Below are 12,492 nucleotides of genomic sequence, written 5' to 3'. Positions count from 1 at the left end.
AGAGCAAAAGATCGCAGCCTTCGGCAGCTCCTACACAAGCCGCAAACGCTTAGGCGATAGCGCCCAGCAGCTTTTCCCACTCTTTGTTTTCTTTCTTCGACACGCCACCCAGCAGGTCAATCGCCTGGCGCAAACGGAAACGGGTCAGGTCCGGGCCGAGGATTTCCATCGCATCGAGCACCGATACCGAGCTTGCCTGCCCGGTGATCGCGGCAAACATCAGCGGCATCGCGTCACGCAGCTTCAGCTCAAGGGATTCGACTACCGCCTGAATCGTCGCGGTGATGCTGTCCTTCTCCCACTGACGCAGGCTTTCCAGCTTCCACAGGATCAACTGCATCAGCTGACGCACCTGATCGCCCGAGAGCTTTTTCGACTCGAACAGCTTGGCATCCGGATTGACACCACCGGCAAAGAAGAACCCGGCCAACGGTGCAACCTGGCTGAAGGTTTCCACGCGGCCCTGGACGTGCGGCGCGATCTTCATCATGTATTCGGAATTGAACGCCCACTTCTGCACGCGCGCGGCGAATTCCTCCACCGGCAGGTCACGCAACCACTGGCCGTTGAGCCACGACAGCTTCTCGATGTCGAAAATCGGCCCGCCGAGGGACACACGCTTGAGGTCGAAGTTGTCGACCATTTCCTGCAGCGAGAACTTCTCGCGCTCGTCCGGCATCGACCAGCCCATGCGACCGAGGTAGTTGAGCATCGCTTCGGGCATGAAGCCCATGCGCTCGTAGAACGTCACCGAAGTCGGGTTCTTGCGCTTGGACAGCTTGCTCTTGTCCGGGTTACGCAGCAGCGGCATGTAGCACAGCTCCGGCTGTTCCCAGCCGAAGTACTCGTAGAGCAGGATCAGTTTCGGCGCCGACGGCAGCCATTCTTCGCCACGCAGCACATGGGTGATGCCCATCAGGTGGTCGTCGACCACGTTGGCGAGGAAGTACGTCGGCAGGCCGTCGGTCTTCATCAGCACTTGCATGTCCATGCGATCCCACGGGATCTCGACATCGCCGCGCAGCATGTCCGGCACCACGCAGACGCCTTCGGTCGGCACCTTCATACGGATCACGTGCGGCTCGCCAGCGGCCAGACGCGCCGCGACTTCTTCCTTGGACAACAGCAGCGCGCGGCCGTCGTAACGCGGGGTTTCGCCGCGCGCCATTTGTTCGGCGCGCATCTGGTCCAGTTCTTCAGCGGTGCAGAAGCATGGGAACGCGTGGCCCATGTCCACCAGTTGCTGGCAATACTTCTGATAGATATCGCCACGCTCGCTCTGCCGGTACGGGCCGTGCGGGCCGCCGACATCCGGGCCTTCGCTCCAGTCGATCCCCAGCCAGCGCAGGGCGTCGAAAATCTGCTGCTCGGACTCGCGGGTCGAACGCAACTGGTCGGTGTCTTCGATGCGCAGGATGAACTCACCGCCATGCTGCTTGGCAAAGCAGTAGTTGAACAATGCGATGTAAGCGGTACCTACGTGGGGGTCCCCGGTAGGCGATGGCGCGATGCGAGTGCGGACGGTGGTCATGGCATGTCTCGAAAAGAATGAAAAGCAAAACAATCAAGCGGCGAATGGTAACAGGCGACACCCGCCCCGCTCCAGCGGGCAGGGCATTTAAGCCAAGTTTGCGGCTGGAACGCCCATAGAGCGTGGCGAATGGCCGAATATCGGTCGACAGCATTTACCGTTTATCGGCTTCGTGCCAGATTCTCCCCCTGATAACTTTCCTTACAATTCCTCGACTACAGTTTGCCCATGCCTGCCCAACTCAAGCGTCGCCTGTTCGTTTTCCTGCTGCTGGTTCTGTTGATTGCCGGGGGCTTCTTCGCCCATTGGTTTTTCAAGGGACGCTTTTATGAAAGCACCGACAATGCCTATGTCCAGGGCGAGATCACCCGCGTCTCCAGCCAGTTGAGCGCGCGCATCGACGAAGTGCTGGTGCAGGACAACCAGCACGTGGAAAAAGGCCAGTTGCTGGTACGCCTCGAACCCAATGATTTCCGCCTGGCCGTGGATCGCGCCAGCGCCGCCCTCGCCACCCGCGAAGCCGAGCGCCTGCAGGCGCAAAGCAAACTGACTCAGCAATCGAGCCTGATCGCCGCCAGCGACGCGCAAGTGGCCGCCTCCCAGGCATCGCTGGGTCGCTCGCAGATAGATCTGTCTCGCGCTGAAGCCCTGCGCAAGCCTGGTTTTGTGTCCGAGGAACGGGTCACCACCCTCTCCGCCGACAACCATATCGCCCGCTCGCAAGTGGCCAAGGCTCAGGCCGATGCGCAGAGTCAGCGCCAGCAGGTCAACGCACTGACCGCCGAGATCAAACGCCTCGACGCGCAGATCGCCAACGCCCGCGCCGATCTGGCGCAAGCCGAACTCAACCTGACCCGCAGCGATATCCACGCGCCGATCAGCGGCATGGTCGGCCAGCGTGCCGCGCGCAACGGCCAAGTGGTGCAGGCCGGCGCGTACCTGCTGTCGATCGTCCCGGACGAAGACATCTGGGTGCAGGCCAACTTCAAGGAAACCCAGATCGGCCACATGGTCCCCGGCCAAAAAGCCGAACTGACTTTCGACGCCTACAGCGACACGCCGATCGAGGCGCGTGTCGACAGTCTGTTCGCCGCCTCGGGTGCGCAGTTCAGCCTGTTGCCGCCGGACAACGCCACCGGCAACTTCACCAAAGTCGTGCAGCGGATTCCGGTGAAATTGACGTTCAAGGCTGACAATCCGTTGCATGGCAAGATCCGTCCGGGCATGTCGGTCACCGCCACCGTGAACATCAAAGACGCCCCAGACAATGGCCGGTGATCAACTGATCCGCCCGGCCGGCGAACCGACCCGGCGGGACTGGATCGCGGTGATGAGCGTGATGCTTGGCGCCTTCATGGCAGTGCTCGACATTCAGATCACCAACTCTTCGCTCAAGGACATTCAGGGCGCGCTGTCGGCGACACTGGAAGAAGGCTCGTGGATTTCCACCTCCTATCTGGTAGCGGAAATCATCATGATTCCGCTGACCGCGTGGCTGGTGCAGTTACTCTCGGCACGACGCTTGGCGGTGTGGGTGTCGCTGGGGTTTCTGGTGTCATCGCTGCTGTGCTCGATGGCCTGGAGCCTCGAAAGCATGATTGTCTTTCGCGCCATGCAGGGTTTCACCGGCGGCGCGCTGATCCCGCTGGCGTTCACCCTGACCCTGATCAAACTCCCCGAACATCATCGCGCCAAAGGCATGGCGATGTTCGCCATGACCGCGACCTTTGCTCCGTCCATCGGCCCGACCCTCGGCGGCTGGCTCACGGAAAACTGGGGCTGGGAATACATTTTTTACATCAACATTCCGCCGGGGCTGATCATGATCGCCGGGCTGATGTACGGGCTGGAGAAGAAAGAAGCGCACTGGGAACTGCTAAAAAGCACCGACTACACCGGGATTCTCACCCTCGGTGTCGGCCTCGGTTGCCTGCAGGTGTTTCTTGAAGAGGGCCACCGCAAGGACTGGCTCGAATCGAACCTGATCGTGACCCTCGGCAGCATCGCCCTCCTCAGCCTGATCACCTTCGTCATCGTGCAGGTCTCCAAACCCAACCCGCTGATCAACCTCGGCATCCTGCGCAATCGCAACTTCGGCCTGTCGAGCATTTCCAGCCTGGGCATGGGTGTCGGCTTGTATGGCTCGATTTATCTGCTGCCGCTGTACCTGGCGCAGATCCAGAACTACAACGCCCTGCAAATCGGCGAAGTGATCATGTGGATGGGCGTGCCACAGCTGTTCCTGATTCCGCTGGTGCCGAAGCTGATGAAGTTCGTTTCACCGAAGTGGCTGTGCACCCTGGGCTTCGGACTGTTCGGGCTGGCGAGTTTTTCGTCGGGAGTGCTCAACCCGGATTTCGCCGGACCGCAGTTCAATCAAATCCAGATCATCCGGGCGCTGGGCCAGCCGCTGATCATGGTGACCATTTCGCTGATCGCCACCGCTTACATCCTGCCGCAGGACGCGGGATCGGCATCGAGCCTGTTCAACATCCTGCGCAACCTCGGCGGTGCAATCGGCATTGCCCTGCTCGCCACGCTGCTGGATGCACGGACCAAGACTTACTTCGATTATTTGCGCGAGGCGGTGGTGCCGACCAATCCGCAAGTGGCCGAGCGGCTGGCGTCGATGACCGACCGCTTTGGCAGTGACACGGCGGCGTTGGGCAAGTTGAGCGAGATCGTCCATCAGCAGGCGCTGATCATGGCCTACAACGACGCGTTTCACTTTGTCGGGATAGCGCTAGGGATCAGCATGTTGGCGATTTTGTTGACCAAAAAATTGCCGCAGGGATTGAAGGCTGGGGAGTCTCACTGATCTGTATTGCCTGGACCGGCCTCATCGCTGGCAAGCCAGCTCCCACAAGTTTCTATGGTGCTCACACATTTTGTGTACACCCTCAATCCCTGTGGGAGCTGGCTTGCCAGCGATGGGCCCGATCAGGCGATGAAGTTCAAACCGCCAAAAGCCGCTCGCGCAACTTGGCAATCTCATCGCGCATCTGCGCCGCCGCCTCAAATTCCAGATCCCGCGCCAGTTGATACATCTTCTCTTCCAGCGCGCGAATACGCTTGGTGATTTCGCTCGGCGAGCGCAGTTCGGCTTCGTACTTGGCGTTTTCTTCGGCAGCCTTGGCCATGCCCTTGCGCTTCTTGCTGCGCGAGCCGGGCACGGTGGCGCCTTCCATGATGTCGGCGACGTCCTTGAACACGCCTTTGGGCGTGATGCCGTTGGCGAGGTTGAAGGCAATCTGCTTGTCGCGACGACGCTCGGTCTCGCCAATCGCCCGCTCCATCGAACCGGTGATGCGGTCGGCGTAGAGAATCGCCCGGCCATTGAGGTTGCGCGCAGCCCGACCGATGGTCTGGATCAGTGAGCGTTCGGAACGCAGGAAGCCTTCCTTGTCGGCGTCCAGAATCGCTACCAGCGACACTTCCGGCATGTCCAGACCTTCACGCAGCAGGTTGATCCCCACCAGCACATCGAAGGTGCCCAAGCGCAGATCGCGGATGATCTCGACCCGCTCGACGGTGTCGATATCCGAGTGCAGATAGCGCACGCGCACGCCGTGGTCGGCGAGGTAATCGGTGAGGTCTTCGGCCATGCGCTTGGTCAGCGTGGTGACCAGCACCCGCTCCTCGACCGCCACGCGCTTGGTGATTTCCGAGAGCAAGTCGTCAACCTGGGTCAGCGCCGGGCGCACTTCAACCTGCGGGTCGACCAGGCCGGTCGGACGCACCACTTGCTCGACCACGCGCCCGGCATGCTCGGCCTCGTAGTTGCCCGGCGTCGCCGAGACAAAAATCGTCTGCGGGCTGACCCCTTCCCACTCGTCAAAACGCATCGGCCGGTTGTCCAGTGCCGACGGCAAGCGGAAGCCATATTCCACCAAGGTTTCTTTACGCGAACGGTCGCCCTTATACATCGCGCCGACTTGCGGCACGCTGACGTGGGATTCGTCGATCACCAGCAAGGCGTCGGCCGGCAAATAGTCATAAAGCGTTGGCGGCGCGGCACCAGCAGGACGCCCGGACAGGTAGCGCGAGTAGTTTTCGATACCGTTGCAGTAACCCAGTTCGAGGATCATTTCCAGGTCGAATCGGGTGCGCTGCTCCAGGCGCTGGGCCTCAACGAGTTTGTTGCTGCTGCGCAGGTACTCGAGACGCTCCTGCAACTCGACTTTGATCCCCTCGATGGCGTCGAGCAGGGTCTCGCGCGGCGTCACGTAGTGACTCTTCGGATAGAAGGTGAAGCGCGGCATCTTGCGGATGACTTCGCCGGTCAGCGGGTCGAACGCGGAAATGCTCTCGACCTCGTCATCGAACAGCTCGATGCGGATCGCTTCCAGATCGGATTCGGCCGGGTAAATGTCGATCACGTCGCCGCGCACGCGGAACGTCGCCCGGGCAAAATCCATGTCGTTGCGGGTGTATTGCAGGTCGGCCAGACGCCGCAGCAAAGCGCGCTGATCGAGTTTGTCGCCGCGATCGACGTGCAGCACCATCTTCAAATAGGTTTCCGGACTACCGAGACCGTAGATGCACGAGACGGTGGTGACGATGATCGCGTCCTTGCGCTCGAGCAACGCTTTGGTCGCGGACAGACGCATCTGCTCGATGTGGTCGTTGATCGACGCGTCCTTCTCGATGAAGGTGTCGGACGACGGCACATAGGCTTCGGGCTGGTAGTAGTCGTAGTAGGAAACGAAGTATTCGACGGCGTTGTTCGGGAAGAACGCCTTGAACTCGCCATACAGTTGCGCGGCGAGGGTCTTGTTCGGCGCCAGCACCAGCGTCGGGCGCTGTACCTGCGAGATGACATTGGCGATGCTGAAGGTCTTGCCCGAGCCGGTCACACCGAGCAGCGTCTGGTGCGCCAGCCCGGCTTCGATGCCCTCGACCAATTGGCGGATCGCTTCCGGCTGATCGCCGGCGGGCTCGAAGCGGGTGACTAGCTGGAATTCGGACATACACACCTCTGGGATCGCGGCTCGCGCAGAAAACAGCCGAGCCGCGGGGATGACCGCAAACGACCGTTGTCGCCCAAGGAAAAACGAAGATTGTGCTCAATGTGGAGCCGATTGCCTCGCCTTTCAAGGCAAACGTCCTACATCCGGTAAAGTCTCTGACAGAGTCAATCGACTAACGGTCAAGAAATAATCGGAAAAACTTGCCGGAAAAGCTGAATCGCCTGTCGCCATTGCTCAGTAATGGCCTCTATACTAGCTCCCCGTTTGTGCACCGCTCTAGTGCATTCGGCTGGAGCGCGACACGTCCCTCCACTCTCCATTCAGAGCCGCCGTAATAATGAGCCTGTTCTCCGCTGTCGAAATGGCACCCCGCGATCCAATCCTGGGCCTCAACGAAGCATTCAACGCCGATACCCGGACCACCAAGGTCAACCTGGGTGTAGGTGTTTACTGCAACGAAGAGGGGCGAATTCCCCTGCTGCGCGCGGTGATCGAAGCCGAAACCATTCGCGCTGCCCAGCACGCCTCCCGTGGCTACCTGCCGATCGACGGCATTGCCGCCTACGACCAGGCCGTGCAAAAGCTGCTGTTCGGTAACGACTCGCCGCTGATCGCTGCCGGTCGCATCGTCACCACTCAGGCTGTCGGCGGTACCGGCGCGCTGAAAATCGGTGCCGACTTCCTCAAGCAACTGCTGCCGAACGCCGTCGTGGCGATCAGCGACCCGAGCTGGGAAAACCACCGTGCGCTGTTCGAAACTGCTGGCTTCCCGGTGCAGAACTACCGTTACTACGACGCCGCCACCCACGACGTGAACCGTACCGGCATGCTCGACGATCTCAACGCCCTGCCGAACGGCTCGATCGTTGTGTTGCACGCCTGCTGCCACAACCCGACCGGCGTCGACCTGACCCCGGCCGACTGGAAGAACGTGCTGGACGTGGTCAAGGCCAAAGGTCACGTGCCGTTCCTCGACATGGCTTACCAGGGTTTCGGCGACGGCATCGACGAAGACGCCGCAGCGGTGCGTCTGTTCGCTGAATCGGGCCTGACTTTCTTCGTTTCGAGCTCGTTCTCCAAGTCGTTCTCGCTGTACGGCGAGCGCGTGGGCGCCCTGTCGATCGTCAGCGAATCGAAAGAAGAAAGCGCGCGCGTGCTGTCGCAGGTCAAGCGCGTGATCCGCACCAACTACTCCAATCCGCCGACTCACGGTGCCAGCGTTGTCGCCGCCGTGTTGAACAGCCCGGAACTGCGCGCCCAGTGGGAAGCCGAACTGGCAGAAATGCGTCTGCGCATTCGCGGCATGCGCGAGCAGATGGTCGCCCTGCTGGCCGAGAAAGCCCCGCAGCGTGACTTCAGCTTCGTCGGCCGTCAGCGCGGCATGTTCTCTTACTCCGGCCTGACCACCGAACAGGTGCATCGCCTGCGTAACGAGTTCGGCATCTACGCCCTGGACACCGGCCGCATCTGCGTCGCGGCACTGAACCAGAGCAACATCAAAGCGGTAACGGATGCGATCGTGCAGGTCATCTGATTCGCCTGGCAATGAAAAACGGGAAGCCTTGGGCTTCCCGTTTTTTATTTGTCCGAAGGAATGCAACATTCCCTCTAAACTGCATACAAATCTGAATTGTGGGAGCGAGCCTGCTCGCGAATGCGGTGGGTCAGTCGCCATTGTTGGTGGCTGACAGCATTCGCGAGCAGGCTCGCTCCCACAGGTTTCATATACATCCAGGAATTCTGTGAGAACCCAAATGAAAAACGACAACCTGCGCGCCGACCGTGACGACCTGGATGACTTCATCCCCCGCGCCCCGGCCAGACGCGAAAAAAGCCTGGTGCTGCAAGTCGCCGCCGGGGTGTTTCTCGGCGGTCTCGCCCTGTGGCTGGTGCAACTGGCGGCCACCGCGGCGTACGCCAAATTACTGCTCGGAACGATTACCTTCGGCAGTTAAGCCAGTTCGCTCGCGCGCTGACTCGCGGCATCGTCATACACGACGTACAGCGATTCGGCGATATGGCTTTTGATCGCCTTGGTGCTTTCCAGGCCGAGCACGAAACCTTCGGCTTTGCCGCCAGCGCGATTGAGTTCCTCAGCCGTGCCGGCCTGAGTGATTGCGTCGAAGAGTTTCTCGGCGTGGGGGCCAACGCCCTTGGGCAGACTGATTTGCGCGATGCTCATGCGAGCACCTCGTTGTTGCGGATTGCAGGCTTCATGGCGCGTACCTTTTCGGCGAATGGCCGGCAGCGCGTGTGACCACTTCCGGGACCCCATGGTAGACCGCCGATGGTTTTCTGGTAACCGCCAATCACTGACAAATCACCGTCCGTCCTGCCTACACCTGAAAATTTACATCCATTGCTTGACTTCTCTTTTTGAATCAGTAACATACGCACCAATTCCGCAATAGCTCAGTTGGTAGAGCAAATGACTGTTAATCATTGGGTCCCTGGTTCGAGTCCAGGTTGTGGAGCCAAATAGCAAAGCCCCTGAATTGAAAGATTCAGGGGCTTTTTTGTGGGCGCTCGAAAAGTCAAAAGATCGCAGCCTGCGGTGCTCCTGCATGTGGAATGCGTTCCCCTGTAGGAGCTGCCGAAGGCTGCGATCTTTTGATCTTCAAACGAAAAGGCCGAACTACAGTTCGGCCTTTTTCACCCAATCAGCGATCAAACGTGTTCGCTGCTCTTCATCTGGGTCTTCGGCGTACCATGCCCATGATCGTGGTCATCAGGCTCGACCACCGGCACTTCTTTGCCGTCGCAATCGTGCAGCTTGCCGTCGCTGAAGTAGTCACCCTCGCGCAACGCCGCCAGGTCGCGATAACGCAGGGTCCGCTCTTCCGCAGCGGCAAACACTGACTGCTGATCCGAGTTGCCGGCAGTGAAGTGGTTGAAGGTCAGGTTCAGCACGATCGCCATGATCGCCGACGAGCTGATGCCCGAGTGGAAAATGGTCGCGAACCAGCTCGGGAAATGATCGTAGAAGTTCGGCGCGGCAATCGGGATCATGCCGAAGCCGATCGAGGTCGCGACGATGATCAGGTTGACGTTATTGCGGTAATCGACCTTCGACAGCGTGCGAATCCCGCTCGCCGCCACCGTCCCGAACAGCACGATACCGGCACCGCCCAGCACCGAGGTGGGCACCGCAGCAATCACTCGCCCCATGAACGGCAGCAGACCGAGAATCACCAGGAACACGCCGCCGGTGGCCACCACGTAACGGCTCTTGATCCCGGTCACTGCCACCAGCCCAACGTTCTGCGCGAAGGCGCTTTGGGTGAACGATCCGAAGATTGGCGCAAACATGCTCGACAGCATGTCCGCCCGCAAGCCGTTGCCCAGGCGCTTGGAGTCGACTTTGGTGCCGATGATCTCACCGACCGCCAGAATGTCCGCCGAGGTTTCCACCAGCGTCACCATGACCACGATGCACATCGACAGGATCGCGGCGAAGTGGAAAGTCGGCATGCCGAAGTGGAACGGCGTCGGGAAGCCGAACATCGGTCCTTGAGCGACACCGGAGAAGTCCGCCATGCCGAGGAACACCGCCAGCACCGTGCCGATCACCATGGCCAACAGGATCGACAGACGCGAGATGGTCGAACTGCCGACCTTGCTCAGCAACAACACCAGCACCAGCGTGACCGCCGCCAGCCCGATGTTCTGCATGCTGCCGAAGTCCGGCGCATGGCTGTTGCCACCCATGGCCCAGCGCGCCGCCACCGGCATCAGCGTCAGACCGATGGTGGTGATCACGATGCCGGTGACCAGTGGAGGGAAAAACTTGGTGATTCGCGAGAACACCGGCGTAATCAGCAAGCCGATCAACGACGCGGCAATCACCGCGCCCAGCACCGACTGGAAGCCGCCCTCCCCGCCACTGCTGACGATCGCGACCATGGTCGCGACACCGGAGAACGACACGCCCTGCACCAGCGGCAACTGACAGCCAAAAAACGGTAGACCCAGGGTTTGCAGCAGTGTCGCCAGCCCCCCCGCAAACAATGAAGCAGCAATCAACAAACCAATGTCCGCCGGCGAAAGGCCGGCCGCTTGGCCAATGATCAGTGGCACCGCAACGATACCGCCGTACATGGTCAGAACATGTTGCAGGCCGTAAGCCATATTCGCGCCGACCCCGAGATTTTCGTCCTCGGGCCGTTGGTGTGAAACATGGGGCGTTTTCATGTGGGGGGTTCCCTAGTTTTTGTTATGCGCACACTGTATTCAATACTCGGGACAAATGTCCATAGAGTTGTATACAACTTATCAGTCACATAATGGATAGGTAGCCACCCAAGCTTCTATCTCGCCACCTCTAGCTCCCACAAATCCGGCAACACATCCCCTCCTGCCCCGGTTCTTATCGCACTAGGCTGAATTATTCATGGCGACCAGCGGTGCACCGGCGCTCTTTTTTATACATATAAAGTATGCATAGTGAAGTCATTCGAAATTCAGTACGACAAAAGCAAGAACGCAGCCAACAAACTCAAGCACAGGGGCGTCAGCCTTGCCGAGACCGAGCCGGTCTTTCACGACGAGCGCGCGCTGACGATCGAGGACAACGACCATGACGAACAGCGCTGGATCACCCTCGGCCTTGATGGCGAAGGGCGTTTGCTGGTGGTTGCGTACAGTTATCGCGAAGCCAACGTCGTACGAATCATTTCTGCACGCGTCGCCACACCGAGCGAGCGTTGCGCTTACTTTCTGGAGGCTTGAACAATGAAAGACGAATACGACTTCTCGCAGGGCAAACGCGGTGCCTTGGCGCCCGCCAAGGGCAAGACCCGCATCACCATCATGCTCGATGACGCGGTCATCGAAGCCGCCCGCAACGTGGCGGAAAACGAAGGCTTCGGTTATCAGACGGTGATCAACAACAACCTGCGCCATGCCCTGCTGGAGGCTGGCAGCAAAACGCAGGAGGCCGAGCCGCCCCACTCCGGGCAATTAAAGAAAGGCATCACCGCCGCCGACCTCAAGAGCCTGGAAAAAAAGCTCTCGGCGGCGGTCGGTGAAATCCGCCGGGTACTGGAACCGGAGGCCAAGCCTTGAGATCAGGCCGGTACGAGCATCCGCGCCAGCGACTGGCGCACATGCGGCTGGTCAGGCAGGCGCAGGCCGAACTCCTGTTCCAGCACCTCGATCAACTCATCGACATCCGCCACCTCGCGCCGCTCGCTGTCGGCGCCCATGTGATGAATCGCGAAGCTGCCGTTGTTCAGGGTCCGTCGCCAGCCATCGCCAGTGCGTGCAACCATCAGCCGTTTGGCGAACGGTGACTCGGGATGGGTCGAGACGTACCAGTTGCCGAGGGTGTAATCGATGTCTTCCTGGCGTTGCAGATCAAACAGGTACATCGCGCGCCACTCGCCTGCGACATTGGCGCGCAGCATGTAACCGTCGGCCTGTTTCTCGATACGATAGGACTCGTGCGGCGTCGGCTGTTCAGCCTCGGTATCGAGCAACAGCGGCGCAGTCGGCACCATGCCGCCAAAGCCGACATCGGTGATGTAACGCTCGCCGTCGATGATCACCAGGCTCAAGCGATGGGTGCGCGCCGTCCAGGTGCCCTCGGGTTGCGCCAGCACCACACGGCCGGAGATGCCACGGGCCTCGAAGCCCAATTCCTGCAACAACGCCAGAAACAGATTGTTCAGTTCGTAGCAGTAACCACCTCGGCCTCCGTGGAGAACTTTCTGTTCGACCGACGCCAGATCGATCAGCACCGCTGCGCCCGTGATCGTCGACAGGTTCTCGAAGGGGAAGACGCCGGTATGGCGTAACTGCAACTGCCGCAGGGTTTCCAGGGTCGGTGCCGGTGGGGCATCGAACCCCAGGCGCTGCAGGTACAACGTCGGATTCGCCAGACGTGGCTCGCTCATTGCTCAGTCCTTTTGCATGTGGCCGCGGATCGCTGTGCCGCTGGCCGACAGGTATACGGGATCAGGCCCCGACTCCGACAATTGATTTCGCCAATCA

At 60.2% G+C, this 12,492-nt stretch carries 11 protein-coding genes and 1 tRNA gene; 7 read left to right on the top strand and 5 right to left on the bottom strand.

The features are described from left to right. Positions 1–49: 49 nt before the first annotated feature. On the bottom strand, positions 50–1,531 hold the full coding sequence (gene gltX, locus L6D63_RS25845; RefSeq protein WP_047293199.1) for a glutamate--tRNA ligase: 1,482 nt from the start codon (positions 1,529–1,531) through the stop codon (positions 50–52). A gap of 228 nt (positions 1,532–1,759) precedes the next feature. Here gltX and L6D63_RS25840 point away from each other — a divergent pair, with 228 nt between their 5' ends. Both L6D63_RS25840 and L6D63_RS25835 read left to right on the top strand, forming a co-directional pair. Beyond that, positions 1,760–2,809, top strand: coding sequence for an HlyD family secretion protein (locus tag L6D63_RS25840; RefSeq protein ID WP_047293197.1), 1,050 nt, complete (start codon positions 1,760–1,762; stop codon positions 2,807–2,809). After that, positions 2,799–4,349, top strand: coding sequence for an MDR family MFS transporter (locus L6D63_RS25835; protein WP_047293195.1), 1,551 nt, complete (start codon positions 2,799–2,801; stop codon positions 4,347–4,349). The genes L6D63_RS25840 and L6D63_RS25835 overlap by 11 nt, the downstream gene beginning before the upstream one ends. Positions 4,350–4,485: 136 nt before the next feature. Here the strand turns inward: L6D63_RS25835 and uvrB are convergent, their stop codons facing one another. After that, the gene (gene uvrB, locus L6D63_RS25830; RefSeq protein ID WP_108183251.1) at positions 4,486–6,501 is read right to left on the bottom strand and encodes an excinuclease ABC subunit UvrB; all 2,016 of its coding nucleotides are present in this window, start codon (positions 6,499–6,501) and stop codon (positions 4,486–4,488) included. Between the two features lie 337 nt (positions 6,502–6,838). Here uvrB and L6D63_RS25825 point away from each other — a divergent pair, with 337 nt between their 5' ends. Both L6D63_RS25825 and L6D63_RS25820 read left to right on the top strand, forming a co-directional pair. Next, entirely contained in the window at positions 6,839–8,035 is a 1,197-nt protein-coding gene (locus tag L6D63_RS25825) for an amino acid aminotransferase (RefSeq protein WP_047293190.1), read from the top strand. A 220-nt stretch (positions 8,036–8,255) separates the two neighbouring features. Beyond that, positions 8,256–8,456, top strand: a complete 201-nt coding sequence (locus L6D63_RS25820; RefSeq protein ID WP_047293188.1) for a hypothetical protein — start codon at positions 8,256–8,258, stop codon at positions 8,454–8,456. On the opposite strand, the gene L6D63_RS25815 is transcribed toward L6D63_RS25820, so the two are convergent. After that, positions 8,453–8,683 (bottom strand): hypothetical protein, encoded by a 231-nt coding sequence (locus L6D63_RS25815; protein ID WP_095668809.1) that lies wholly within the window; start codon positions 8,681–8,683, stop codon positions 8,453–8,455. The two genes, L6D63_RS25820 and L6D63_RS25815, sit on opposite strands and share 4 nt — an antisense overlap. Before the next feature lie 219 nt (positions 8,684–8,902). On the opposite strand from L6D63_RS25815, the gene L6D63_RS25810 reads away from it, so the two are divergent. Further along, positions 8,903–8,978, top strand: a tRNA-Asn gene (locus L6D63_RS25810). 190 nt (positions 8,979–9,168) lie between these two features. Here the strand turns inward: L6D63_RS25810 and L6D63_RS25805 are convergent. Continuing rightward, positions 9,169–10,692, bottom strand: a complete 1,524-nt coding sequence (locus L6D63_RS25805; protein WP_121186280.1) for a nucleobase:cation symporter-2 family protein — start codon at positions 10,690–10,692, stop codon at positions 9,169–9,171. 252 nt (positions 10,693–10,944) lie between these two features. Between L6D63_RS25805 and L6D63_RS25800 the strand changes: the two genes are divergently transcribed. Next, entirely contained in the window at positions 10,945–11,229 is a 285-nt protein-coding gene (locus L6D63_RS25800; RefSeq protein ID WP_131671794.1) for a BrnT family toxin, read from the top strand. 3 nt (positions 11,230–11,232) lie between these two features. Further along, positions 11,233–11,565 carry a BrnA antitoxin family protein gene (locus L6D63_RS25795; RefSeq protein WP_131671795.1) on the top strand — a complete coding sequence of 111 codons (333 nt, stop codon included), beginning with the start codon at positions 11,233–11,235 and terminating at the stop codon, positions 11,563–11,565. Positions 11,566–11,567: 2 nt separating this feature from the next. On the opposite strand, the gene L6D63_RS25790 is transcribed toward L6D63_RS25795, so the two are convergent. Then, on the bottom strand, positions 11,568–12,395 hold the full coding sequence (locus L6D63_RS25790; protein WP_131671796.1) for an arylamine N-acetyltransferase family protein: 828 nt from the start codon (positions 12,393–12,395) through the stop codon (positions 11,568–11,570). Between the last annotated feature and the right edge of the window lie 97 nt (positions 12,396–12,492).

This window comes from Pseudomonas parakoreensis (genome assembly GCF_021602155.1).
Classification (GTDB): Bacteria; Pseudomonadota; Gammaproteobacteria; order Pseudomonadales; family Pseudomonadaceae; genus Aquipseudomonas; species Aquipseudomonas parakoreensis.
Note: the sequence above shows the minus strand (reverse complement) of the source record. Positions and strands in the feature narration are given on the sequence as shown.